Source organism: Hydrogenophaga sp. L76 (assembly GCF_057654755.1).
In genome coordinates this window covers 3,395,661-3,418,919 of the sequence record NZ_CM172807.1, presented here as the reverse complement: position 1 = coordinate 3,418,919, position 23,259 = coordinate 3,395,661, and the positions used below count along the sequence as shown (strand labels likewise).

General features: G+C 63.9%; 28 protein-coding genes, 1 tRNA gene and 1 pseudogene. 12 read left to right on the top strand and 18 right to left on the bottom strand.

Annotated features, from left to right (window positions below; translation table 11 throughout):
• Window positions 1-434 precede the first annotated feature (434 nt).
• Window positions 435-668, top strand: coding sequence for a type II toxin-antitoxin system VapB family antitoxin (gene vapB, locus AC23D4_RS16680; protein WP_472886703.1), 234 nt, complete (start codon window positions 435-437; stop codon window positions 666-668).
• Window positions 668-1,072, top strand: coding sequence for a type II toxin-antitoxin system tRNA(fMet)-specific endonuclease VapC (gene vapC / locus AC23D4_RS16675; protein WP_472886702.1), 405 nt, complete (start codon window positions 668-670; stop codon window positions 1,070-1,072). The genes vapB and vapC overlap by 1 nt, the downstream gene beginning before the upstream one ends.
• Before the next feature lie 137 nt (window positions 1,073-1,209).
• Here vapC and AC23D4_RS16670 read toward each other — a convergent pair.
• From AC23D4_RS16670 to AC23D4_RS16655, 4 genes and pseudogenes are all read right to left on the bottom strand, one after another.
• Window positions 1,210-1,431 (bottom strand): annotated as a pseudogene (locus AC23D4_RS16670) (YnfA family protein); the annotation flags it as partial.
• A 72-nt stretch (window positions 1,432-1,503) separates the two neighbouring features.
• Window positions 1,504-2,337 carry an IS21-like element helper ATPase IstB gene (gene istB, locus AC23D4_RS16665; RefSeq protein WP_472890616.1) on the bottom strand — a complete coding sequence of 278 codons (834 nt, stop codon included), beginning with the start codon at window positions 2,335-2,337 and terminating at the stop codon, window positions 1,504-1,506.
• Window positions 2,334-3,857 carry an IS21 family transposase gene (gene istA / locus AC23D4_RS16660; protein ID WP_472890615.1) on the bottom strand — a complete coding sequence of 508 codons (1,524 nt, stop codon included), beginning with the start codon at window positions 3,855-3,857 and terminating at the stop codon, window positions 2,334-2,336. Before istA ends, istB begins: the two co-directional genes overlap by 4 nt.
• A 693-nt stretch (window positions 3,858-4,550) precedes the next feature.
• Window positions 4,551-4,626 (bottom strand) — tRNA-Arg (locus AC23D4_RS16655).
• A 238-nt stretch (window positions 4,627-4,864) separates the two neighbouring features.
• On the opposite strand from AC23D4_RS16655, the gene AC23D4_RS16650 reads away from it, so the two are divergent.
• A complete protein-coding gene (locus AC23D4_RS16650; protein ID WP_472890296.1) occupies window positions 4,865-5,401 on the top strand; it encodes a c-type cytochrome in 537 nt (178 codons plus the stop codon).
• 66 nt (window positions 5,402-5,467) lie between these two features.
• Here the strand turns inward: AC23D4_RS16650 and AC23D4_RS16645 are convergent, their stop codons facing one another.
• The 3 genes from AC23D4_RS16645 to AC23D4_RS16635 all read right to left on the bottom strand — a co-directional run bounded on the left by AC23D4_RS16645 (window position 5,468) and on the right by AC23D4_RS16635 (window position 7,626).
• Window positions 5,468-6,073, bottom strand: coding sequence for a DUF2946 family protein (locus tag AC23D4_RS16645; protein ID WP_472890297.1), 606 nt, complete (start codon window positions 6,071-6,073; stop codon window positions 5,468-5,470).
• Window positions 6,074-6,084: 11 nt separating this feature from the next.
• Complete coding sequence (locus tag AC23D4_RS16640) at window positions 6,085-7,092, bottom strand: YheT family hydrolase (RefSeq protein WP_472890298.1); 1,008 nt, start codon at window positions 7,090-7,092, stop codon at window positions 6,085-6,087.
• A gap of 96 nt (window positions 7,093-7,188) precedes the next feature.
• Complete coding sequence (locus AC23D4_RS16635) at window positions 7,189-7,626, bottom strand: YybH family protein (RefSeq protein ID WP_472890299.1); 438 nt, start codon at window positions 7,624-7,626, stop codon at window positions 7,189-7,191.
• A 202-nt stretch (window positions 7,627-7,828) separates the two neighbouring features.
• Between AC23D4_RS16635 and AC23D4_RS16630 the strand changes: the two genes are divergently transcribed.
• From AC23D4_RS16630 to AC23D4_RS16620, 3 genes are read left to right on the top strand one after another with little or no spacing between them, the layout of a single operon-like run.
• The gene (locus AC23D4_RS16630) at window positions 7,829-8,437 is read left to right on the top strand and encodes a LemA family protein (RefSeq protein ID WP_472890300.1); all 609 of its coding nucleotides are present in this window, start codon (window positions 7,829-7,831) and stop codon (window positions 8,435-8,437) included.
• Window positions 8,434-9,333, top strand: coding sequence for a TPM domain-containing protein (locus AC23D4_RS16625; RefSeq protein WP_472890301.1), 900 nt, complete (start codon window positions 8,434-8,436; stop codon window positions 9,331-9,333). Before AC23D4_RS16630 ends, AC23D4_RS16625 begins: the two co-directional genes overlap by 4 nt.
• Before the next feature lie 5 nt (window positions 9,334-9,338).
• The gene (locus AC23D4_RS16620; protein WP_472890302.1) at window positions 9,339-9,866 is read left to right on the top strand and encodes a TPM domain-containing protein; all 528 of its coding nucleotides are present in this window, start codon (window positions 9,339-9,341) and stop codon (window positions 9,864-9,866) included.
• A 26-nt stretch (window positions 9,867-9,892) separates the two neighbouring features.
• Here the strand turns inward: AC23D4_RS16620 and AC23D4_RS16615 are convergent, their stop codons facing one another.
• From AC23D4_RS16615 to AC23D4_RS16570, 10 genes are all read right to left on the bottom strand, one after another.
• Window positions 9,893-10,465 carry a cyclic nucleotide-binding domain-containing protein gene (locus tag AC23D4_RS16615; protein ID WP_472890303.1) on the bottom strand — a complete coding sequence of 191 codons (573 nt, stop codon included), beginning with the start codon at window positions 10,463-10,465 and terminating at the stop codon, window positions 9,893-9,895.
• Between the two features lie 123 nt (window positions 10,466-10,588).
• On the bottom strand, window positions 10,589-11,005 hold the full coding sequence (locus AC23D4_RS16610; protein ID WP_226491019.1) for a F0F1 ATP synthase subunit epsilon: 417 nt from the start codon (window positions 11,003-11,005) through the stop codon (window positions 10,589-10,591).
• 119 nt (window positions 11,006-11,124) lie between these two features.
• Window positions 11,125-12,531, bottom strand: a complete 1,407-nt coding sequence (gene atpD / locus AC23D4_RS16605) for a F0F1 ATP synthase subunit beta (protein WP_472890304.1) — start codon at window positions 12,529-12,531, stop codon at window positions 11,125-11,127.
• 44 nt (window positions 12,532-12,575) lie between these two features.
• Complete coding sequence (atpG, locus tag AC23D4_RS16600) at window positions 12,576-13,442, bottom strand: F0F1 ATP synthase subunit gamma (RefSeq protein WP_305362962.1); 867 nt, start codon at window positions 13,440-13,442, stop codon at window positions 12,576-12,578.
• A 31-nt stretch (window positions 13,443-13,473) separates the two neighbouring features.
• Window positions 13,474-15,030 carry a F0F1 ATP synthase subunit alpha gene (gene atpA / locus AC23D4_RS16595; protein ID WP_077334653.1) on the bottom strand — a complete coding sequence of 519 codons (1,557 nt, stop codon included), beginning with the start codon at window positions 15,028-15,030 and terminating at the stop codon, window positions 13,474-13,476.
• A gap of 60 nt (window positions 15,031-15,090) precedes the next feature.
• On the bottom strand, window positions 15,091-15,621 hold the full coding sequence (locus AC23D4_RS16590) for a F0F1 ATP synthase subunit delta (RefSeq protein WP_472890305.1): 531 nt from the start codon (window positions 15,619-15,621) through the stop codon (window positions 15,091-15,093).
• Window positions 15,622-15,674: 53 nt separating this feature from the next.
• Window positions 15,675-16,145 carry a F0F1 ATP synthase subunit B gene (locus AC23D4_RS16585; protein ID WP_305360851.1) on the bottom strand — a complete coding sequence of 157 codons (471 nt, stop codon included), beginning with the start codon at window positions 16,143-16,145 and terminating at the stop codon, window positions 15,675-15,677.
• Window positions 16,146-16,269: 124 nt separating this feature from the next.
• On the bottom strand, window positions 16,270-16,521 hold the full coding sequence (atpE, locus tag AC23D4_RS16580) for a F0F1 ATP synthase subunit C (protein ID WP_305360850.1): 252 nt from the start codon (window positions 16,519-16,521) through the stop codon (window positions 16,270-16,272).
• 77 nt (window positions 16,522-16,598) lie between these two features.
• Window positions 16,599-17,477, bottom strand: a complete 879-nt coding sequence (atpB, locus tag AC23D4_RS16575) for a F0F1 ATP synthase subunit A (RefSeq protein ID WP_472890306.1) — start codon at window positions 17,475-17,477, stop codon at window positions 16,599-16,601.
• 15 nt (window positions 17,478-17,492) lie between these two features.
• Window positions 17,493-18,011: an ATP synthase subunit I gene (locus AC23D4_RS16570; protein WP_472890307.1), complete on the bottom strand. Its 519-nt coding sequence runs from the start codon at window positions 18,009-18,011 to the stop codon at window positions 17,493-17,495.
• 134 nt (window positions 18,012-18,145) lie between these two features.
• On the opposite strand from AC23D4_RS16570, the gene AC23D4_RS16565 reads away from it, so the two are divergent.
• The 5 genes from AC23D4_RS16565 to AC23D4_RS16545 are packed head-to-tail and all read left to right on the top strand — an operon-like array spanning window position 18,146 to window position 21,807.
• Window positions 18,146-19,069, top strand: a complete 924-nt coding sequence (locus AC23D4_RS16565; protein ID WP_472890308.1) for a D-amino acid aminotransferase — start codon at window positions 18,146-18,148, stop codon at window positions 19,067-19,069.
• 11 nt (window positions 19,070-19,080) lie between these two features.
• Entirely contained in the window at window positions 19,081-19,365 is a 285-nt protein-coding gene (locus AC23D4_RS16560) for an HP0495 family protein (protein WP_472890309.1), read from the top strand.
• 2 nt (window positions 19,366-19,367) lie between these two features.
• Window positions 19,368-20,060, top strand: coding sequence for a lipoyl(octanoyl) transferase LipB (gene lipB, locus AC23D4_RS16555; RefSeq protein ID WP_472890310.1), 693 nt, complete (start codon window positions 19,368-19,370; stop codon window positions 20,058-20,060).
• A 38-nt stretch (window positions 20,061-20,098) separates the two neighbouring features.
• Complete coding sequence (lipA, locus tag AC23D4_RS16550) at window positions 20,099-21,121, top strand: lipoyl synthase (RefSeq protein WP_472890311.1); 1,023 nt, start codon at window positions 20,099-20,101, stop codon at window positions 21,119-21,121.
• A 2-nt stretch (window positions 21,122-21,123) separates the two neighbouring features.
• Window positions 21,124-21,807: a helix-turn-helix transcriptional regulator gene (locus tag AC23D4_RS16545; RefSeq protein WP_472890312.1), complete on the top strand. Its 684-nt coding sequence runs from the start codon at window positions 21,124-21,126 to the stop codon at window positions 21,805-21,807.
• A gap of 125 nt (window positions 21,808-21,932) precedes the next feature.
• Here the strand turns inward: AC23D4_RS16545 and AC23D4_RS16540 are convergent, their stop codons facing one another.
• Window positions 21,933-22,283: a carboxymuconolactone decarboxylase family protein gene (locus AC23D4_RS16540; protein WP_472890313.1), complete on the bottom strand. Its 351-nt coding sequence runs from the start codon at window positions 22,281-22,283 to the stop codon at window positions 21,933-21,935.
• A 103-nt stretch (window positions 22,284-22,386) separates the two neighbouring features.
• On the opposite strand from AC23D4_RS16540, the gene AC23D4_RS16535 reads away from it, so the two are divergent.
• The gene (locus AC23D4_RS16535) at window positions 22,387-23,223 is read left to right on the top strand and encodes a DMT family transporter (protein ID WP_472890314.1); all 837 of its coding nucleotides are present in this window, start codon (window positions 22,387-22,389) and stop codon (window positions 23,221-23,223) included.
• Window positions 23,224-23,259 lie beyond the last annotated feature (36 nt).

Genomic DNA, 23,259 nt, shown 5'->3' with positions numbered 1-23,259 from the left:
CCCGAGAGGGCCTTGCTGGACCGACGCATGGGCCACACGGAACCCAGGTCAGTCGTTGTGATGGTGGTGCGGCTGGCGGGGATCGAACCCACGACCCTTGGCTTCGGAGACTAGCAAACCATCTGGTATGTCAGATGGTTTGGCGTTGTACCGAAAGTCCAGAAGAGGCGTTAACAGAGAGAAAACAGCCAATACCTCGAACCATATGTCTGGACAGATGGAGACCTATCGTCACAACTTACTGTCCACTTTACGCAGATCAGCTCGATCTGTCCAGTCATGCCCTTCTTGCATGGGACGACCATCGGTCCACCTCGCTTCCTTTGGCAGGAACCAGGCATGCATTGGCATCTGGCGCACAGGCAAACGCTGATCTTGACAAGCGTCTAACCAGCCATATACTTATGCTGTATACATGGGTTCAGGGGGTTCTTATGTCCATCGGTACGGTCTTCATCAACAACCGCACTCAGGCGGTTCGTTTGCCCTTGGACGTCCGACTGCCCGAAGGCGTCAAAAAAGTGGAGATCCGAGCCAAGGGCAACGAGCGCATCATTGCGCCCATCGGCCAGACTTGGGACAGCTTTTTCCTGGATGGTCCGACGGTGACTGACGACTTCCTGGTGGAACGCGCCAGCCAGCAGCAAGCCGACCGGGAAGCTCTCTGATGCTGCGCTATTTGCTGGACACCAACATCGTCATCTATGTCCTCAAGAGGCGCCCGATCGAGGTGCTCTCGGTTTTCAACGCGAACGCCAGCCGGATGGCCATTTCTTCCATCACCCTGGCTGAACTCATGCACGGCGCCGAAAAGAGCTCCAGAGTCACCGAGAACCTGGCGGCCATTGAGGATTTCTGCAGCCGCCTGGAGGTACTTCCCTATGGTTTGAAGGCGGCCCAGCACTATGGCTCCATCCGTGCCCACCTGGAGAAGCAGGGGCGCCCCATCGGCATCAACGATCTGCATATCGCCGCGCATGCGCGAAGCGAAGGGCTGGTCCTGGTCACCAACAACACGGCAGAGTTCGAGCGGGTTCCTGCACTTGAAATCGAGAACTGGGTGGCCGGCTAGTGCCAGCAAGGACGGTCGCGGTTACCCTGTGAGTCCTTGATGACCGACAACCGATTGCGCACTGCTGTGCTGCTCGTCCTCGGTCCGGCTGTACTGGCTGGGTGTGGCCTCGAAGCCGAGGGACGTTGAGTCCAGACCATACCCAACAGGGCCACTGCCGCACCTGCCACGTCCCAGCTGGAGGGGCGGACACCATCCACGGCCCACAACCACGCGATGGCGGTACCAATGTAGACGCCGCCATAGGCGGCGTACACCCGGCCCGAGGCCGCATCGTGTGGGGTCAGAAGCCACGCGAACAGCACCAGACACGCCGCTGCAGGCAGCAGCAGCCAGGCGGAACCTCCCTGGCGAAGCCATGTTGAATTCCACGCAATCCTGACCCCGGCTTTCCATCCAATATTGACCCCACCTGTTGGGGTGTAGCCGAGCTACGCGTCTGTGGATAAGTCTACCGCTGGTGCATCGGCTTCTCCTTTCTCAGTCGTGCCGTTCTGGGCCGTCCGGGGCTTCTTTCTCGGGCCTGTCTTTGCTGCAGCGCTGGAGTGTTTGAACCGCCAGCTTTCATTGCCTGTCTCCACGATGTGGCAGTGGTGGGTCAGCCGGTCCAGCAGCGCCGTCGTCATCTTCGCGTCGCCGAACACCTGGCTCCATTCCCCGAAGCTCAGGTTGGTCGTGATCAGTATGCTGGTGCGCTCGTAGAGCTTGGAGATCAGGTGGAACAGCAAGGCACCACCGGCCTGGCTGAACGGCAGGTAACCCAGTTCATCGAGGATCACCAGGTCCATGTAAACCAGCCGGTGAGCCAACTGCCCGGCCTTGCCCTGGCTCTTCTCCAGCTCCAGCGCATTGACCAGTTCCACCGTCGAGAAGAACCGCACCCGTTTGCCGTGACGCTGGATCGCTTCGATGCCGATGGCCGTGGCCAGGTGGGTCTTGCCCGTACCCGGTCCGCCGATGAGCACCACGTTGTGGGCCGCGTCAATGAACTGGCCTCCATGCAGCGTGCGCACCAGTGCTTCGTCCACACCGGCCTGGCTGAATTCAAAGCCCGCAAGATCGCGGTGGGCGGGGAAGCGTGCCGCGCCCATCTGGTACGCCATGGAGCGCACTGTGCGTTCGGCCTGTTCGGCGCGCAGCAACTGGCCCAGGAATGCCTCAGGACTGAACTCGGTGTGCCGCGCCTGCGCGGCCACCTCGGGGTAGTTGGCGGCCATGCCGTGCAGCTTCAATGCCTTGAGCGCTGTGATGATGGCCTGGCTCATGGCTGCGCTCCTTGGGCGTCGTCACCATCGAGCGAGCGCAGCCGGTCGTAACGCTGCACGTTGGCCAGCGGCTGCACCGCCAACGTCAAGGGCGTCTTGACCTCCTGGGCATCGCCCGTCTGGCCGCCAGACTTCAAACGCGCCAGCACGTTGAGCACATGCTCACCACTGGGCTTGCCGCTCTCCAGCGCCAGCTCGGCCGCCACCAGCACCGGCTCCAGCCCATGCACCGGAACGGCCGCCAGCACCTGTGCCATCACCCGGTCCCCGCCTTCGTGGCGCAGCAGGATGGCCTGCAACTTCTTCAATGGCTCGGGCAGGGTCTCGAAGGGCGCACCGTTGCGCAGCGCCCCGGGCTTGCGTTCGATCAGGCTCACGTAATGGCGCCAGTCGTAGAAGGTCTGGCTGCGCTCGAAGCTGCGCGCATGGCTGGCGATGCGGGTGTTCTCGGCCACAACGTCCAGGCGATCCGGATACAGGCGCAGGCTGACCACCTCGTGGGCGTGTTCGGTCGGCACGCTGTAGCGGTTGCGCTGCAGGTGCACCAGCGCCGTGCTGGAGACTCGGGCCAGCACCTCCACGTAGCCATCAAACGGTTTGGGGTTGGGCATGAGGCGCAGTTGTTCGTCCTGCAGCACGTCGGCCACCTTCAGCGTGGGCCACTCGGGGTGGTTGAGCTCGGCCCACGCGGCGCGGCACTCCTGGGCCAGCCAGTCGTTGAGCGCTTCCATGCTGGGCCAGCGCTGTTTGAGCGCCTTGTGCCAGATGCTGCTGCGCCGGTCGCGCACGTTCTTCTCCACGATGCCCTTCTCCCAGCCGCTGGCGACGTTGCAGAACTCGGGCTCGAACAGGTAGTGGCCCGTCATGGCTTCAAAGCGCGCATTGATCACGCGCTTCTTGCCCGCGCCGACCTTGTCCACGGCGGTCTTCATGTTGTCGTAGATGCCGCGCTGGGGCACGCCGCCGAAGGCGGCAAACGCCCGGGCATGGGCATCGAACAGCATCTCGTGGCTCTGGGTCGGATATGCCACCAGCCAGAAGGCGCGGCTGCCACACAGCTTGGTGTGCGCCACTTCCAGGCGCCGGCGCAGGCCGCCCACCCAGGCGTACTCGGTGCTCCAGTCGAACTGGAACGCGTCGCCCAGCGCGAACTTCAAGGGCACGAAGGCGGGCTTGCCGACCTTGCCCGACTGCTCTTCTCGCCAGCGCCGGGCAAAGGCGGCCACCCGGCCGTAGCCGCCGGTGTAACCCTGCTCGGCCAGGGCTTCGTACATGGCCTTGATGGTGCGGCGATCGCGTTTGCCGCGGTGCTGGTCGGCCTTGAGCCAGGTCGCCAGCGTCTCGGTAAAGCCGTCGAGCTTGCTCACCACCACCCGCTGGGGGTACTTGGGCTGGACCATCTCGCCCTTGCGCAGCCACACCTTGATGGTGTTTCTGGCCAGGCCCGTGCGCCGCTCGATCTCTTTGATTGGAAGGCCATCGCGCAGGTGCATCCTGCGGATCTTTGCCAGTGTTCCCACGTTGATCACTCCTTGAACCCTCCTGCTCAAAAAACAAGCAGGAGACCTTACTCAAGGGGTCAAAGTTGGATGAAAAAACTCAGTCCAGAGGGGTCAGATTTACGTGGAAATCAACAGCAAGGAATCAATGAAAGACTGCGTGATCGTCGAGGCCTACATAGAAGCGGCGAGCCAGTTGCGGGCTGCCGGGATGACGGCCCCCATGGTCTTTGCTTCGTCTAACACCAAGGAGTACTTCGCTCCGAACACACGCCACCTTCAGGGAGACGTCGCCGCTGACCTCGCGGCTGTCGGTCTCGAGTACGCCCCTAACTGGGGTGCCGCAAAACACAGCTTGGGACGATAGCGTGCGAAGTCATCCTGCGACCTCAATGACCGCATTGCGGTCAAAACCTTGAATCCAACTTTAGGTTGCCAATGACGGCAATCGCTGCAAAGCGGCACAAAAGGTTTCGACAGATGTCGCGTCCAAAAGGGCGGCACAAGACCAATGGTCAGTAGCGCCCGACAGACTGCAACGCATCTGTATTGCTTGGCACAAGCGTGGCACATGCAGGGCACAGAATACGGCCACGCAGACCCATGGACCATTGGTCTCTCTGTGGCGTGTGCCGTTAAACAACAGCTATGGTGAAGGATGAGAACCTGACCACTTCAGCGTTGTGAGGGGTCACTCACCGTAGACGTGAGGTGTGGCGCGGCTGGCGGGGATCGAACCCACGACCCTTGGCTTCGGAGGCCAATACTCTATCCACTGAGCTACAGCCGCGTGACTGTTTTGAGACCGATGGTCAGGATTGTACGGTTTGCGGTGCTGACTATAGGCTTCGGAGGCCAATACTCTATCCACTGAGCTACAGCCGCAACAGCATTCGATTCTATCAGGCGAGCCTTGGTGCAAGTCTGCGGCAAGGGGGGTTTGGCTATAATCGCGGGCTGTCCGGCTCTTGGCCGGGCACGGCCTGCCCCACCCATCCTGGCCCCGTTCCGCCATTCTTGAGGACACCATGAGCGACCACGCGCACGATTCCCACACCGGCCCGATCAAAACCCCTGCCCAGTTGCTCTGGACGTCGTTTTTCTCGTTTGTCGCCCCGATCTTCATCATCATCGGCCTGGTGTACTACGTCACCTCCGGCGACAAGCCGGCCGCCGGCGCGGTGGACCCCGAACTCGCGACCGCCCAGCGCATCCAGCGCGTGGGCACCGTGGTGCTGGGTGATGCCGCAACGATCGCTGCCGCGATGGCGGCTTCGGGCGCAGCCCCGGCCGCTGACGGCGGCGCCGCTGCCGCACCCACCGCCGCACTCAGCGGTGAAGCGCTGTACAACAAGGCTTGCGTGGCCTGCCATGCGGCCGGTGTGGCCGGTGCACCCAAGTTGGGCGACAAGACCGCCTGGGGCCCGCGCGTGGGCAGCGGCCTGGAAGCGCTGACCGCCAGCGTGATCAATGGCAAGGGCGCGATGCCTCCCAAGGGCGGCTCCACGGCGTCGGACGCCGAGATCCAGTCGGCCGTCGAGTTCATGCTGGCTGCGGTCAAGTAAGCCGGCGCGGCTTGTCCGCTGCCTTGCAAAAAAGCCGGTCACTGACCGGCTTTTTTGCGTCTGTCGTCAACCGCTTGTTCCGTGCACGTCACGTGGGAGGTGAGCGCCTGTGCGGCTTTCCGGGGCGTGCAAGCGCTGCGGGCTGCGCACAAAGCCCCAGTCGTTCGGCAGCGCAAGCCATTGCACCGGCTCGGGCACCCAGCGCCCCAGCTCCACGGCGTCGGCCGCCAGCGCCATGTCGCTGGTGTGCACCAGACCCGGACCCATGGCGGTCACGAGATACAGGCGGCCCTGTTCGTCCAGCAGGCTTTGCCGGACCTCGCCGGCATCGGAACCCGTGTGTGCCCACACCTGGCCTCCGGGCTGCAAGCGCCAGATGAAGGGTGTGTTTTCCAGCTCGACATACACCCGCTGCGGACCGTTCTGGAAGAACCATTGCCCTTGCTCATCCGCGGCGTAGTTGCGGTGGATGAATTCGATGAGCTTCTCGTGTTTGAGCAGGGAGCCCTTGCTGGCGGCGCCCCCGTCGCCCTCGGCCAGCGCAAACGGGCCGGCGGCCTGGCAACGGTCGTCGCGCATGTACCAGTTGCCGCGGGCGTCGAGTCCCAGCCAACCGTAGCAGTGCGGCACGTTGGGCCATTTGGCGAGGGCGGCCTTGACGATGTCGTCCATGACGTTTGCTTTCAGAGATGCGCCAGCAGCCAGCGACCGACGGCTTCGGGCATGGCGCGCACATGGCTGCGCAGCAGCGGGCGCGAAGCCGGGAAGCCCACGTGCCCACCCTGCGCCGGTTGCCACAGCGTAACGCAGGGTCCGGCGTCTTGCGAATTCGGCAGCGAACCAGCGGGCACAAAAGGGTCATTGAGCGCGTTGAGGGCCAGCGCTGGCACACGGATCTGTGCCAGCAGGGGCTTGGCCGATGCGCGCGCCCAGTAATCCTCGGTGTCTCGAAACCCGTGCAACGGGGCTGTGAACAGGTTGTCGAAGGTGTAGAGGTCGCGCGCCGCCAGCAAGGCCTCGCGGTCGAACAGGCCCGGGTACTGCGCCAGCTTGCGCAAGGCCTTGGGCACCATGGAGGCGAGGAACATGCGCGTGTAGACCAGGCGGTTGAAGCCGCGGCCGATGGCGTAACCACCCGCAGCAAGGTCCAGCGGCGAGCACACGGCGGCCACCGCACGCACGGTGTGTGCGGCGCCCTCGCCCATCTCGCCTGCCCAGCGCAGCAACGCATTGCCGCCCAGCGAGATGCCGACCGCCAGCAAGGGGCGCCCCGGGTGCTCGGTGGCGAGGCGGTTGAGGATCCAATCGATCTCCTGAAAATCACCCGAATGGTAGGCGCGGGGCGCGCGGTTGATCTCGCCCGAACAGCCACGGAAGTGGGGCACGGCAAAGGCCAGACCCTGCGATGCGGCAAAGTCGGCGAAGGCGACGGCGTACTGACTGGCCGATGAACCTTCCAGTCCATGGAACAACACCAGCAAGGGTGCGAGAGGCGCGACGGTGTGCGCGGTCATGTCCACATCGATGAAATCACCATCGGGCGTGTCCCAGCGGGTGCGTTGCCAAACGGGCGCCGGCCCGAAATGGCGCTGGGCATACAACGCTGCCCACAGCGTCTGCGCATGGCCACCGGGCAGCCACCAGGGCGCGAGGTAGTGATCCATCGCACTGGTCAGCGGCTCGCGTTTCATGTCACTGGCGCCCGGCCGCCCGAAGCCATGGACGCGCCTCCCTCGGGGGGCAGCGGGCGAAGCGAGCGTGGGGGTCGTTTCATCCTGGTTGAATGCTCAGTGCAGGACCGGCGGCGCGGTCGTGACCTCAGGCGGCTCGGTGCGTGAACCCGGGCTGGCGTGGTGGGCCACCAGGCGCCAGCCCTGTGCCGTCTTGGCGTAGACGTTGGTGGCGACCACCCAGGCGTGCTGCAGCCCGTCGTCGCTCAACACCTCCACGCGCTCGACCACGCTGTGCACACTGCAACTGCCCGCATCCAGGCGGCGCACCTTTTCCGGATGGGCCTTGACGCTGCCGTTGGCAAACAGGGCCTCGAAAGCTGCACGCACCGCAGCATGCCCCACCATCCGAGGGCCACCAGGGTGGACGCAGACGATGTCGTCCTCGTCGGCCCAGCAGGCCATGAGTCGCTCGAGGTCGGCTTGCTGCAGGGCGTCGTAGAACGCCTGCTCCGTGTCGTCGGGAGAGCTGGGAGGCAGTTTGGTTTTGCGCATGGCCGCCATTTTGCCGCTTGCCCGTTGCGCCGGGGGCAACTGGCGCCGGTTTCCCCTGCACGACTCGACCGTGAACACTGGCCGGTTCCTTGCCGGGGTCTGCCGGCAAGGGCACAGGGCGGCCACGCGCCACAGGTATAGTTACCCGACAGCAGGCCTCGACACCGCCTGCCCCATTCTGGCCAACGCCTCCGGAGGACCCATGCGCACCTTGATCAAACCTTTGACCACCTGGGCCCTGGCCCTGTTCCTCGCGGCCAGCCTCAGCGGTTGCGGCTACAACGATTTCCAGCGCCTGGACGAACAGAGCAAATCCGCCTGGTCCGAGGTGCTGAACCAGTACCAGCGCCGCGCCGACCTGATCCCCAACATCGTCGCCACGGTCAAGGGCGAGGCCAACTTCGAGCAGGAGACGCTGACCAAGGTGATCGAGGCCCGCTCCAAAGCCACTTCGATCCAGATGACGCCGGAGATGCTGAACGACCCGGCCGCGATGCAGAAATTCCAGGCTGCGCAGGGTGAGGTGAGCAGCGCGCTGAGCCGTCTGATGGTGGTCGTTGAGCAGTACCCGAACCTGAAGGCCAACCAGGCCTTCAGCGACCTGCGCGTGCAGCTCGAAGGCACCGAAAACCGCATCACGGTGGCCCGCAACCGCTACATCCAGGCCATCCAGGAATACAACGTGCTCGCACGCAGCTTCCCGACCAACCTGACCGCCATGGTCTTCAGCTACGCGCCCAAGGCCGGCTTCCAGGTGGAGAACGAAGCCGCCATTTCCGCACCACCGACGGTCGACTTCAACAAACAATGACCGCCCACTGGCGTCGCCCCTTGCTGGCGGTGGCCCTCTGGCTGCTGGCATCGATGGCCTGGGCCCAGGGGCTTCAGCCCTTGCCCGAGTTGCGCGCCCGCGTGATGGACCAGACGGGCACGCTCGATGCGAGCAGCCTCGCCGCCATCGAAGCCAAGCTGGAAGCTTTTGAGAAGAGCCGCGGCTCGCAGGTCGTGGTGCTGATGGTGGCGACCACCGCTCCGGAAGACATCGCCGACTACACCCAGCGCCTGGGCGACGCCTGGAAGATCGGGCGCAAGGACGTGGGAGACGGGGTCTTGTTCGTCATCGCCAAGGACGACCGCCGCCTGCGCATCGCGACGGCCAAGACACTGGAGGGCGCGATCCCAGACCTGATCGCGCGCCGCATCATCGACCAGGCGGTCACGCCCGCCTTCCGCCGGGGCGACTACGCCGGTGGCATCCAGGCCGGGGTGGACCAGATCCTCGCGCGCATCGCCGGCGAGGATCTCCCGCTGCCGCAGGCCGCACCCGCTGCGGTGAATGGCTTTGAGTGGATGGACGTGCTGATCTTTCTGGTCTTTGCCGTACCGATCGTCTCGAGCGTTTTGCGGGGCATCTTTGGCAACAAGTTCGGCACCCTGCTCACCGGTGGCGCGGCGGGTGGACTGGCCTGGTTCATCACCTCGGTGGCCTGGATCGCCATCGGTGCCGGCTTACTGGGGATGCTGGCCGCCCTGTTCATCCAGTTTCTGCCCACTGCACCCACCTCGGGGCGCGGCTCCCGCGGCGGGCACCCTGGCGGCTGGGGCGGCGGCGGTTTCGGCGGAGGGGGCGGGTTCGGTGGGGGCGGCGGATTTGGCTCGGGCGGTGGGGGCAATTTTGGTGGCGGCGGCGCTTCGGGAGGCTGGTGAGCAAGATGAACAAATGGCTGTGCATCCTCAAACACCGCTGGCTCGATGCCTCGGACACCCGCCGCGCGGTGCCGGACGACATGGCAGAACGTCTGGCCCAGCGGGTCGCGGCCAGCGAAGCCCGCCACACCGGCGAGGTGCGTTTGTGCGTCGAAGCGGCGCTGCCGTTGTCCTACCTGTGGCGCCTGCAGCCCGCTCAGCCGGTCGAGGCCCTGGTGCGCGAGCGTGCGGTGAGCTGGTTTGGACGCATGGGCGTCTGGGACACCGAGCACAACAACGGTGTGTTGATCTACCTGCTGCTGGCCGAGCACGCGATCGAGTTCGTGGCCGACCGGGCCCTCACGCAACGTGTGGATCAGGCGCAGTGGCAGGCCATCGTGGACCGGCTCGGCGCCCGCCTGCACAGTGGTGAGTTCGAAGACGGTTTGACGCAGGCGCTGGAAGAGGTATCGGCGCTGCTGGTGGCGCACTTCCCAGCTTCGGCCGACACCTGGCGCCCCAACCAGTTGAGCAACAACGTCGTGCGCGCCTGAGGCGTGCCTGCAGGCCCGTGTTCGGCCTACCGGCGTTTCTGGGTGTCGAATCCGGTGCGGCTGTTCATGACCACCTGCAACTCCTGCTGCAATGCCTTGTTCATCTGGGCAAAGGTCCTGAGCTTGCGGGTGGTCTCGCGCAGGCGGTCGGCCATGCGTTTGGAGATCGCCAGCAACAATCGGGCGCCGACACGGGGCTCGTCCTTGAGCAGTCGCATGAGGGCGGTTCGGGAGAGGACCGCCGCGTAGATGTCGGTGGTGGCGGTGCAGGTGGCAGAGCGGGGTGATCCGTCCAGCACGCCCATCTCGCCGATCAGATGTCCCGGCCCCATGATGTTGACCACCATGCTGTCGTTGAGACCGGGCATGGCATTCTCTACCGCGATGTCGCCTTCGAGCACCAGCAGCATGTAGTCGTTCTGCCGGATTTCGCCTTCCTGGATGAACACCGTCCCGGACTTGATGCGCTTGGGTCGCATGTACGCCACCACCTTCACGGCGTCTGCCAAGGTCAGGTCGTCCAGCGCAGACGCGGTGACCAGAAGGCGCGCCGCCACTTCCTCGGGTGCCAGGTCCGGGCTTTCAAATATCGACGACATGGCGGAGGTGGGGGTTGAGGCGGTTCGACAAGATCCTTGTATTGTGCGGGCTCTCAAGAGAAACCAGCAAAAAAAAAGACCGGCCAACGACCGGTCTTCTTGGGGCAGAACGCGCAGGGCGTTTTACTTTTTCTGGCGGTACTTGCGCAGCGCTGCAATCTGGGCGGCCATGACAGCGAGTTCGGACGTGGCCTTGGCCAGATCGATATCGCTCTTGGCGTTCTTGACCGCTTCTTCGGCCTGCTTGCGCGCGTCGGTGGCCTTGGCCTCGTCCAGATCCTTGCCGCGGATGGCGGTATCGGACAACACAGTGATGTGGTTCGGCTGCACTTCCAGAATGCCACCCGCCACAAACACGAACTCTTCGCCGCCGTCGGCTTTTTCGATGCGCACGGCACCGGGCTTGATGCGGGTGATCAGCGGAATGTGACCGGGCAGAATGCCCAGTTCACCGGCTTCACCCGGCAGCGCCACGAACTTGGCCTCGCCCGAAAAGATGGACTCTTCGGCGCTGACCACATCGACGCGGATGGTGCTCATAGTTACTCCAATAAAAAAGGTGGGTGGGAAGCAAGCAACGGGGTGCCTGGCCAGGTGCCGTGCGGAGCCGTACCAGCGTACGGCGAGCATGGCAACAACGCCGCCCCCCGGGCTCCGCTTTACGCCACCTTTTTGGCCTTCTCGAAGGCTTCGTCGATCGTGCCGACCATGTAGAACGACTGCTCGGGCAGGTGATCGCACTCGCCGCTGGTGATCATCTTGAAGCCGCGGATGGTTTCCGACAGCGGCACGTACTTGCCGGGCGAACCGGTGAACACTTCGGCCACGTGGAACGGCTGCGACAGGAAACGCTGGATCTTGCGCGCCCGGGCCACGGCCAGCTTGTCTTCAGGGGCCAGTTCGTCCATGCCCAGGATGGCGATGATGTCGCGCAGTTCCTTGTAGCGCTGCAGCGTGTTCTGCACGGAGCGGGCGGTTTCGTAGTGTTCCTGACCCACGACCAGCGGATCCAGCTGGCGGCTGGTGGAGTCCAGCGGGTCCACGGCGGGGTAGATACCCAGCGAAGCGATGTCACGCGACAGCACCACGGTGGAATCCAGGTGGGCGAAGGTGGTGGCAGGCGACGGGTCGGTCAAGTCATCGGCTGGCACGTAAACGGCCTGGATGGAGGTGATCGAGCCGACCTTGGTCGAGGTGATGCGCTCTTGCAGGCGGCCCATTTCTTCGGCCAGCGTCGGCTGGTAGCCCACGGCGGAAGGCATGCGGCCCAGCAGGGCGGACACTTCGGTACCGGCCAGCGTGAAACGGTAGATGTTGTCCACGAAGAACAGCACGTCACGGCCTTCGTCACGGAAGGACTCGGCGATGGTCAGACCGGTCAGGGCCACGCGCAGACGGTTGCCCGGGGGTTCGTTCATCTGGCCGTAGACCATGGCCACTTTGGAGTTGGGCAGGTTCTCAAGGTCCACCACCTTGGAGTCGGCCATCTCGTGGTAGAAGTCGTTGCCTTCGCGGGTACGTTCACCCACACCGGCGAACACCGACAGACCGCTGTGGGCCTTGGCGATGTTGTTGATGAGCTCCATCATGTTCACGGTCTTGCCCACACCGGCGCCACCGAACAGGCCCACCTTGCCGCCCTTGGCAAAAGGGCAGATCAGGTCGATCACCTTGATGCCGGTTTCCAGCAGTTCCTGCGAGGGGCTGAGTTCGTCATAGGCCGGGGCCTTGCGGTGGATGGAGGCGGTCAGGGTCTGGTCAACCGGGCCGCGCTCGTCGATGGGCGTGCCGAGCACGTCCATGATGCGGCCCAGGGTGGCCTTGCCCACGGGCACCATGATGGGTTCGGCGGTGTTGGTCACCAGCATGCCGCGGCGCAAGCCGTCGGACGAGCCCAGCGCAATCGTGCGCACCACGCCGTCACCCAGCTGTTGCTGGACTTCCAGCGTCAGGGCCGAGCCCTCCATTTTCAGGGCGTCATAAATGTGCGGCATCTGGTTGCGCGGAAATTCCACGTCAACCACGGCGCCGATACACTGGACGATCTTGCCTTGTACTTGAGACATGATGGATACCTTTTAAATTCTCTGGATTCTGTTGAACGGCTGCTTCAGACCGCTGCGGCGCCGGCAACGATTTCCGAAAGTTCTTTCGTGATCGCGGCCTGGCGGGTCTTGTTGTAGACCAGCTTGAGTTCGCCGATGACGCTGCCAGCGTTGTCGGTGGCGGCCTTCATGGCCACCATGCGCGCCGACTGCTCGGAGGCCATGTTTTCGGCCACAGCCTGGTAGACCTGGGCTTCCACGTAGCGCAGCAGCAGCTCGTCAATCACGGCGGGTGCGTCGGGTTCGTAGATGTAGTCCCAGTCGCGTCCGCCAGCGCCATCCTGCAAGGTGCCGGCGTTCAACGGCAGCAATTGCTCGGTCACGGCTTCCTGCTTCATCGTGTTGATGAACCGGGTGTAGCACAGGTAGACCGCGTTGATCCGGCCTTCGGTGTAGGCGTCGAGCAGCGTTTTCACGGGGCCGATCAGCTTGTCCAGATGGGGCGTGTCGCCCAGTCCGGTTGCGCTGGACACCACCTTGGCGTTGATGCGGTTGAGGAAACCGAGACCCTTGTTGCCAATGGCCACAGCTTCGGCACCCACGCCTTTGGCCTGCAGATCCTTGAGCTGGGACGTCAGCGCCCGCAGCACGTTGGTGTTCATGCCGCCGCACAGGCCTTTGTCGGTCGTCACAACGACAAAACCGGCGGTCTTGGCGTCGTTGACCTTCATGAAGGCGTGCGTGTACTCGGGGTTCGCGCGGCTCAGGTTGCCGGTGATCTGGCGCACCTTTTCCGCGTAAGGCCGGGCCGCACGCATGCGTTCCTGCGCCTTGCGCATTTTGGAGGCGGCGACCATCTCCATGGCTTTGGTGATCTTCTTGGTGTTCTCCACCGATTTGATCTTGCCGCGTATTTCCTTGCCTGCTGCCATTGCTGCTCCTTTATCGGGTCAATGGGCCGGTTCAGTACGTGCCGGTTTTCTTGAACTCGGCAATGGCGGCGGCCAGCTGGGCTTCAGCATCCTTGTCCATGGCCTTGTCGTTTTCCAGCTTGGCCAGCAGGGCCGCGTACTTGTCCTTGAGGTGGGCGTGCATGCCGGCTTCGAAAGGCAAGACTTGCTTGATTTCGATGTCGTCCAGGTAGCCCTTGTTCACGGCGAACAGCGTGGAGGCCATCAAGGCGATGGACTGCGGGCTGTACTGGGCCTGCTTGAGCAGTTCGGTCACGCGGGCACCGCGGTCGAGCTGCTTGCGGGTGGCTTCGTCCAGATCGGAAGCGAACTGCGCGAACGCAGCCAGTTCACGGTACTGGGCCAGGTCGGTACGGATACCGCCGGACAGGCTCTTGATCAGCTTGGTCTGGGCAGCACCACCGACGCGCGACACCGAGATACCGGCGTTGATGGCGGGGCGGACACCGGCGTTGAACAGGCTGGTTTCCAGGAAGATCTGGCCGTCGGTGATCGAGATCACGTTGGTCGGCACGAAAGCGGACACGTCGCCGGCTTGCGTTTCAATGATGGGCAGGGCGGTCAGCGAACCGGTCTTGCCCTTGACTTCACCCTTGGTGAAGGCTTCGACGTAGTCGGCGTTGACGCGAGCGGCGCGCTCCAGCAGGCGGCTGTGGAGATAGAACACGTCGCCGGGGTAGGCTTCGCGGCCTGGCGGGCGGCGCAGCAGCAACGAAACCTGGCGGTAAGCCACGGCCTGCTTGGACAGGTCGTCGTACACGATCAGCGCGTCCTGGCCGCGGTCGCGGAAGTACTCGCCCATGGTGCAGCCGGAGTAGGCCGACAGGTACTGCATGGCGGCCGATTCAGAAGCCGAAGCGGCCACGACGATGGTGTAGTCCATCGCGCCGGCTTGCTCCAGGGCACGCACCACGTTCTTGATCGACGAGGCCTTCTGGCCAATCGCGACGTAAACGCAGGTCATGTTCTGACCCTTCTGGTTGATGATGGCGTCGATGGCCACGGCGGTCTTGCCGGTCTGGCGGTCGCCAATGATCAGCTCGCGCTGGCCACGGCCGACGGGCACCATCGAGTCGATCGACTTCAGGCCGGTCTGCACCGGCTGGTCCACCGATTTACGGGCGATCACGCCCGGGGCGACCTTTTCGATCACGTCGGTCATCTTGGCGTTGATCGGGCCCTTGCCGTCGATCGGAGCGCCCAGAGCGTTGACCACGCGGCCGATCAGCTCTGGGCCGACCGGCACTTCCAGAATGCGGCCCGTGCACTTGACGGTTTCACCTTCGGAAATGTGTTCGTATTCACCCAGAATCACGGCGCCGACGGAGTCGCGCTCAAGGTTCAGAGCCAGGCCAAAGGAAGGCACACCATCCTTGTTGGCAGGAAATTCCAGCATTTCGCCCTGCATCACATCGGACAGGCCGTGCACACGGACGATACCGTCGGTCACCGACACCACGGTGCCCTGGTTGCGCACATCGCTCGATGCACCCAGACCCTCGATACGGGACTTGATCAGTTCAGAGATTTCGGCGGGATTGAGTTGCATGACTCTTTCCTTCTTTCGTTAAATGGGATGAGGGCGCGCCCGGGATTCGACCAACGGGCTTCAGGCCGTTAGCGCAACTTTCATTTGTTCCAGGCGGGCTTTGATCGAGGTGTCGAGCACCTCGTCACCCACCACCACGCGAACGCCACCGATCAGGTCCGGCTGGAGCTCCACCTTCAGGTTGAGCTTGCGTCCAAAGCGCTTTTCCAGCACACCCGACAGATCGGCCAGTGCAACACTGTCCATGTCGAAGGCGCTGTAAACCACGGCGTCGAAACTGCCCTGCTGGGCGTTTTTCAGCAAACGGAACTGCGCTGCCATTTCGGGCAACGCATCAATGCGACCGTTGTCGATCACCGTGCGCAGAAAATTCTGGGCCATGACCGGCAGCGCGCTCTTGAGCACACCGGTGATGACCCCGAACACCTGCTCGGACGAAGACTTGGGCGCATCAGCGAACTGGCGCAACTGCTCATTGGAAGCAACAGCAGCCAGCTCATCGAGCCAGACGGCGGTGCCGGCCGCGTCAGCGCCTGCAGCCTGGAACAGCGCTTCGGCGTAGGGGCGGGCAATGGTGGCGATTTCGGCCATGGTCTACCTTTGGATGCCTGCGGATATCGGATGGAACGTGGACGTCGAGCGCATCAGAGCTCGGTCTTCAGGCGACCCAGCAACTCGGCATGAACGCCGGCGTTGACTTCACGCTTGAGGATCTGCTCGGCACCCTTGACGGCCAGCGCGGCCACTTCTTCGCGCAGCGCTTCACGGGCCTTGACGACCTGCTGATCGGCTTCCTGGCGGGCGGTGGCCACAATCTTGGCGGCTTCGTCCGTGGCACGGGCCTTCGCCTCGTCGATCACGGCCTGGGCACGACGCTCGGCGTCGGCCAGGCGGGTGGCGGCCTCGTTGCGCGACTGGCTCAACTCTGCTTCAACGCGCTTGTTGGCCACGGCCAGTTCGGACTTGGCCTTCTCGGCAGAGGCCAGTCCTTCGGAAATCTTCAACGCACGCTCGTCAAGTGCCTTGGCGATGGGGGGCCACACGAATTTCATCGTGAACCACACCAGGATCGCAAAAACGACGGCCTGCGCGAAGAGGGTTGCATTGATATTCATCGCAACGCCTTTCTGTGTGTTGACAGGAGTGGTGACGCGCTTGCTGCAGCGTCAGCGGACAACCGGATCGCAGACCAGAACCAACCGGCCTGCAGGGCGCCGCCGCGCATGGCAGCAAAACCCATTAAGCGGCGAGCGTGAAGGGGTTGGCGAACGCGAACAGCAGGGCAATGGCCACACCGATCAGGAAAGCGGCGTCAATCAGACCGGCCAAGATGAACATCTTGGTCTGCAGGTCGTTCATGAGTTCAGGCTGACGGGCCGACGACTCGAGGAACTTGCCACCCATCAGGGCAATACCGATAGAGGCGCCAACGGCACCCAGACCGACGATAAGACCGCAAGCCAGTGCGACAAGACCCAGAACGTTTTCCATGATGACTCCTATGAGATGAACGAAAGTTGAGAAAGGGAAGAAACGAGAGAACTCAGAGCGAGGTGAAACCGCGCAACTTAGTGAGCGTCATGCGCTTGACCCAGATAAATCAGGGCCAGCATCATGAAAATGAACGCCTGCAAGGTGATGACCAAAATGTGAAACAAGGTCCACACCGTGCCTGCGATCACGTGTCCGACGAAGAAGAGCCCACCGGACAACGAGAGGGAAGCGAAGCCACCCAACAGCGCAATCAGCATGAACACCAGTTCACCCGCGAACATGTTGCCAAACAACCGCATGCCGTGCGAAACCGTCTTCGCCACGAACTCGATCATTTGCATCAGGAAGTTGGTCACGCCCAAGAGCAGTGCCCAGAAAGGATTTTTGCTGGTGCCAAAAGGTGCGGTCACCAGCTCGTGCGCCCAACCACCCAGACCCTTGATCTTGAGGTTGTAGAACACGCACATCAACAGCACGGAGACCGACAGCCCCAGCGTGGTCGAAAGATCGGCAGTGGGCACGACACGCAGATAGGCGTGGTGTGGATCGTGACCAGCGGCACCATAGATGCCTTCCCAGATCTTGGGCAGCAGATCCACCGGGATCATGTCCATGAAGTTCATGGCGAAAATCCAGCAGAACACGGTGAGCGCCAGCGGGGCAACCAGTTTGCGGCTGTTGGCGTTGTGGATCACGCCCTTGGCCTGGCTGTCCACCATTTCAACCAGCATTTCCACCGCCGCCTGGAAGCGACCCGGCACACCGGCATGCGCCGAACGGGCGGCGCGCCAGAGGACGAAACACACGATCGCACCCAGCAAGGAGCTGACGATCACGGAGTCGAGGTTGATGACCGAAAAGTCGACGATGAAGCCCTGCTCCTGATTCGTCAAATGGGTCAAGTGGTGGCGAATGTACTCACCGGGGGTGGGACCGATACCTTCTGCAGCCATGTTCGTTCGCGCCAATCAACCGTTTAACTTTGAACGCCTGGCTTGGGCCAAGAACCCAAACCAGTACACCTTGAGAGTCAACACCAGACCGGCCAGAAGGCCGAGCCAACTGAGTTCCGGGACGATTTTCGGCGCCAGCCACAACATGGCGACCGCCAGCAAAATCTTGACCCATTCCCACAGCAAAAAACCGGCAAATGCAGCCTGCGCCACACCCGCCAACAACCGGGCCAGGAAACTGGAGGTCAGTCCGTAGGCCATCAGGGCCGACGGGATCACCACCGATGCAGCGCCGTACAGAACCGACCAGGCCACCGGAGCGCGCTGCGTCAGCAACCACCCCAGCACACCCGCCGCCAGCCCCACCAGCAACTGCATTCCAACCAAGCGCCAGACCGAAATTTCCGGCTGACTTGCCCGCCACTGTTGCGCTTCTTCGCGCGTCAGGGGCTTGAATTCGGGTTCCTGCAACCCATCTGCATTCTGTTCGTCATCTGCTTGTGCTGTCGACTCAAGCCTCGGCATTGTCGGCATGGCAAATTACTCGCAGGTTACAAATGTGTGCGGTTCCGCAAAGCCGCTGATTATACGTAGAAACCCCACCGTGTCGTCAATACACCGGAGGGGCTTATCTGCGCCTGTCACGGCCGCGGCCGATAATCTCAGCCATGACGCCTCCCCTGCCGGTCACATCGCCCGACCTTCCGCCGCCACTGCCCGAATCGCTGTGCCACCTGAATGGCGAGTACATCCGGCTGTGCGACGCCAGGGTCAGCGTGCTGGACCGCGGCTTCATTTTTGGCGACGGTGTCTACGAGGTGCTGCCCGCCTACGGAGGCCGCATTTTTCGCTTCGACCAGCACATGGCCAGGCTGGACCGCTCGCTCGACGCGTTGCGCATCAACAACCCGCACAGCCCCGCCGAATGGCTGGCCATGGCCCGGCGCTTGATCGACGCGCTCGTGGCGTCCACCGGTGCGTCCAACCAAATCGTCTACATCCAGATCACGCGCGGCGTGGCACCGCGCGACCACGTGATGCCGCGCGGCCTGCGCCCCACGGTGTTCGTGATGGTGAGCGAGATGAAGCAGGCCACGCCAGCCCAGCGCGAACAGGGTGTGCACTGTGTGAGTGCCGATGATTTCCGCTGGCAGAAGGCCCACATCAAGACCACCAGCCTGCTCGGCGCGGTGATGGCACGCCAGATCAGCGCCGACGTGGGCGCGGTCGAGACGGTGATGTTTCGTGACGGCCACCTCAGCGAGGCGTCGTCCAGCAACGTGTGGGTGGTGAAGAACGGCGTGGTGATGGGCCCGCCCAAGGACCACCTGTTGCTCGAGGGCATCCGCTTCGGCCTGATCGAAGAAATGTGCCATGCACAAGGCATCCCTTTCGAGTTGCGGCGCATCACCCGCACCGAGGTGCTGGACGCCGACGAACTGATGTTGTCTTCCGCCACCAAAGAGGTCCTGCCCATCACCACCCTGGACGACCAGTCTGTGGGCCACGGCGCCGCGCGTGGTCGCCCGGGCCCGATCTACACCCGCCTGTACGCCGCCTACCAGCAGGCCAAGGCCAGCCAATCGATTTGAGGAGCACCCCCATGGACCTGCCCCGCGAGATCCCGCCCGAGCAATCGCTCATCGAATACCCCTGCCGCTTTCCCATCAAGGTGATGGGCGCCAACGTGGACGGCTATGTCACGGCCATGACACACGTGGCCAAAGCCTTCGACCCCAGTTTCGACGCCTCGACCATCGAACTGCGCCCGAGCAAGGCCGGCAACTACATGGGTCTCACCCTGTCGGTGTACGTGACCAGCCGCGAGCAGCTCGACGAGCTGTACCGCACACTGACCACGCACCCCATGGTCAAGATCGTTCTCTGAGCATGCAGATCCGCAGCCTCGGCCGGGTGGACTACGCACCCACCCACGACGCCATGGTGGCGTTCACCGAGGCGCGCACCGCCGACACGCCCGATGAGCTCTGGGTCTGCGAGCACCCACCCGTGTTCACGCAGGGCATTGCCGGCAAGGACGACCACCTGCTCGCGCCGGGCGACATCCCGGTGATCAGGACCAACCGCGGCGGCCAGGTGACCTACCACGGCCCGGGCCAGGTGGTGGCCTACCCGCTGATCGATTTGCAGCGCGCCGGTTACTTCGTCAAGGAATACGTCTACCGCATTGAAGAGGCGGTGATCCGCACACTGGACCACTTCGGCGTGACCGGTCATCGAGTGGCCGGTGCACCCGGCATTTACGTGAGGCTGGACGAACCGACCAGCCATGCCCTGCTGCCCCAGCGACCGCAAAAGAAGGTGGAAGGCCAGCCCGCGGCCGACCCCGACTTCACCGGTCTGGGCAAGATCGCAGCACTGGGCATCAAGGTCAGTCGCCACTGTACCTACCACGGCGTGGCGCTCAACGTGGCCATGGACCTGCAGCCCTACTGGCGCATCAACCCATGTGGGTATGCGGGTCTGCAGACGGTGGACCTTTCTACAATCGGGGTCGCCGTTTCATGGGATGAAGCGGCCCAGGTCCTGAGCCAGAAGCTCGGCACCACCCTCAGCCCCTGAACCTCCCGTTCATTCATTGCGCCACCCGCGCCCACGACATGACCCGCCCCGACTCCCCCACGGCCGCCGACACCCACACGGTTCGCGAAACCCAGCCCGCCGCCGGCTACGACGCCACCGCCAAGCAGAAGAGCCAGGCCAAGACCTCGCGCATCCCGATCAAGATCGTGCCGGCCGAAGTGCTGAAAAAGCCCGACTGGATCCGCGTAAAGGCCGGATCGCCGACCACGCGCTTCTACGAGATCAAGGACGTGCTGCGTGCCAACAAGCTGGTGACGGTGTGCGAAGAAGCGAGCTGCCCCAACATCGGCGAGTGTTTCGGCAAGGGCACGGCCACCTTCATGATCATGGGCGACAAGTGCACGCGCCGCTGCCCGTTCTGCGACGTGGGCCACGGCCGCCCGGACCCGCTGGACGTGAACGAACCGGAGAACCTGGCCAGGACGATTGCCCAGCTCAAGTTGAAATACGTGGTGATCACCAGCGTGGACCGCGACGACCTGCGCGACGGTGGTGCCGGCCATTTCGTGGCCTGCATTCAGAAGACCCGCGAGCTGTCACCCGGCACGCAGATCGAGGTGCTGGTGCCCGACTTCCGCGGCCGCGACGACCGCGCACTGGAGATCCTGAAAGCCGCGCCGCCCGATGTGATGAACCACAACCTGGAAACCGCGCCGCGCCTGTACAAGGAAGCCCGCCCGGGGTCGGACTACCAGTTCAGCCTGAACCTGCTCAAGAAGTTCAAGGCCTTGTTCCCGCACGTGCCGACCAAGAGCGGCCTGATGGTCGGCCTGGGCGAGACCGACGAAGAGATCCTTGAAGTCATGCGCGACATGCGCGCGCACAACATCGAGATGCTGACCATCGGTCAGTACCTCGCGCCCAGCGGCCACCACCTGCCAGTGCGACGCTACGTGCACCCCGACACCTTCAAGATGTTCGAGGCCGAGGCCTACAAAATGGGCTTCACCCACGCCGCCGTCGGTGCGATGGTGCGCAGCTCGTACCACGCAGACCAGCAGGCGCACAACGCACTCAACGCTGGCGCCACCAAGGCCTGAACATGAAACACCCGACCGATGCCCTGTCGGTCCGGTGCTACGGCGCCTCGCACGGCAGCCATGCCCACGAGCATTTCCAGATCCTGCTCGGACTGGACGGCGTGCTGGATCTGGAAGTGGATGGCCGCGGCCGGCGCATCGCGGCCGGCGACGGTGTCGTGATCGTTCCCGGGGACCGCCACGATTTCGAAGCCGCCAGCGCCGCGCGCTGCCTGGTGCTGGATTCGCACGACGCCCGCTGGCAACACGCCCCACACAACCCGAAGCCCCGCGCACTGGCGCCGCTGGCCAGCTACCTCGCAGCGGCCTGCGACAGCGCCTTGCCACGCGCCCGGTTGCTCGGCCCGGCCCTGCTGCTGGAAGCCTGGGTACCCCCGGCCATGCCCCAGCGGGCACGGCGCGCCATTGACTGGACCGCGCTGACCGACTGGGCGACAACGCACAGCCGCGAGCCCCTGCAAGTGGACGACCTGGCGGCGCGCGTGCACCTGAGTGCGGCGCACTTCACAGCCCGTTGCCGCGAGGAACAGGGTCAAAGCCCGATGGCCTGGCTGCGCGACTTGCGACTGACCGCAGCGCGCCGCTTCAGGAGCCAGGGCCTGCCGGTGGCCGAGGTGGCGCGACGCACGGGCTACCGCTCGCCCTCGGCACTGACCGCCGCCCTGCGCAGGCCAGCGGGTCGCTAAACCGCAACGAGACCCGTGGATCGCGACGATCCACCCGCGGCTCGCGATGGCGCGGCCACTATGCTGAGGCCATGTGTCAACTCCCTGCGATCAGCCCACCCGCGCACGCCCATGCGTTCGGGTTCTCAGGCCTTCACGCTGAGCTTTTCCCACGCCGCGATCACTTCCGCGGCGTACATCAGGGCGGGTCCGCCGCCCATGTACACGCAGACCGTCAGCATCTCTTCCAGTTCGGCGCGTGTGCAGCCCAGTTGGACCAGCGCCTTGACGTGAAAGCCGATACAGCCCGAGCAGCGCTGCGTGACCGCGATCGACAACGCGATCAGTTCCTTGTGTTTGGCACTGAGTTCGCCATCGGTGATGGCGGCTTTGGCCAGTTGACCGAAGCCGGCCATGGCGCTGGGCTGAGCCTTGCGGAACGGCGCCAGGCTCTCGTTGATGTCGCGCATCAGATCGCTGTGATTGAACGTGCTCAATGGAACTCCTTCGAAGAAAAATACCCAATGGAGTATCCAGCATGAACCCGGCATGCGGCCTTGTCATGGATCAAAGCCCCATGGCGGCGCTCCGGGTGCCCGCATGACGGCCCATCTGCTGGCCCTTGGCGCCATCGTTCTCTGGGCCTCACTCGCCGCGCTGGGCGTTTCGCTCACGCACGTGCCCCCGTTCCTGCTGACCGGGCTGGCGCTGCTGATCGGCAGCGTGATCGCCTTGCCGCTGTCGCGCTTCGACTGGCGCCAATGGCGCATCCCAACCTCCACACTGGTGCTGGGGGTCTACGGCCTTTTCGGCTACCACTTCCTGTTCTTCATCGCTCTGCGCCACGCACCGCCGGTGCAGGCCAACCTGGTGAACTACCTGTGGCCGCTGGGCATCGTGGTCATGGCGCCGCTGTTCCTGCCGGGTGTGTCGCTCACCGCGCGCCACGTGCTGGCCGCGCTGATCGGCTTTGCCGGCGCGGTGCTGGCCATACTCGGACGCGGCGGTACCGGTGAAGCGGTCTGGGCCTGGGGTTACATCCCGGCGCTCGGCTCGGCCTTGATCTGGGCCAGCTATTCGCTGCTGACGAAACGCGTGCGGGCATTCCCCACCGCGGCCATCGGCAGCTTTGCGCTGATCTCGGGGTTGCTCTCGCTGCTGTGCCACGCCTGGCTGGAACCAGCCACCGCGCTGTCCGCGCGCGACTGGGGCCTGATCATCCTGCTGGGCGTGGGTCCTCTGGGTGGGGCGTTTTTTTTGTGGGATGCGGCGCTCAAGCGCGGTGACGCACGGCAGATCGGTGTATTGAGCTTCCTCACACCACTGCTGTCCACGCTTACCCTGCTCTGGGTGCGCGGGGAGGCCCCGAGCGCATCCGTGGTCCTGGCCGCGGTGATGATCATCGGCGCTGCGGTGATGGCGACGCGGATCCGCTGAGACACCCCAATTTGCACGTCGCTGCAAGGATCACGC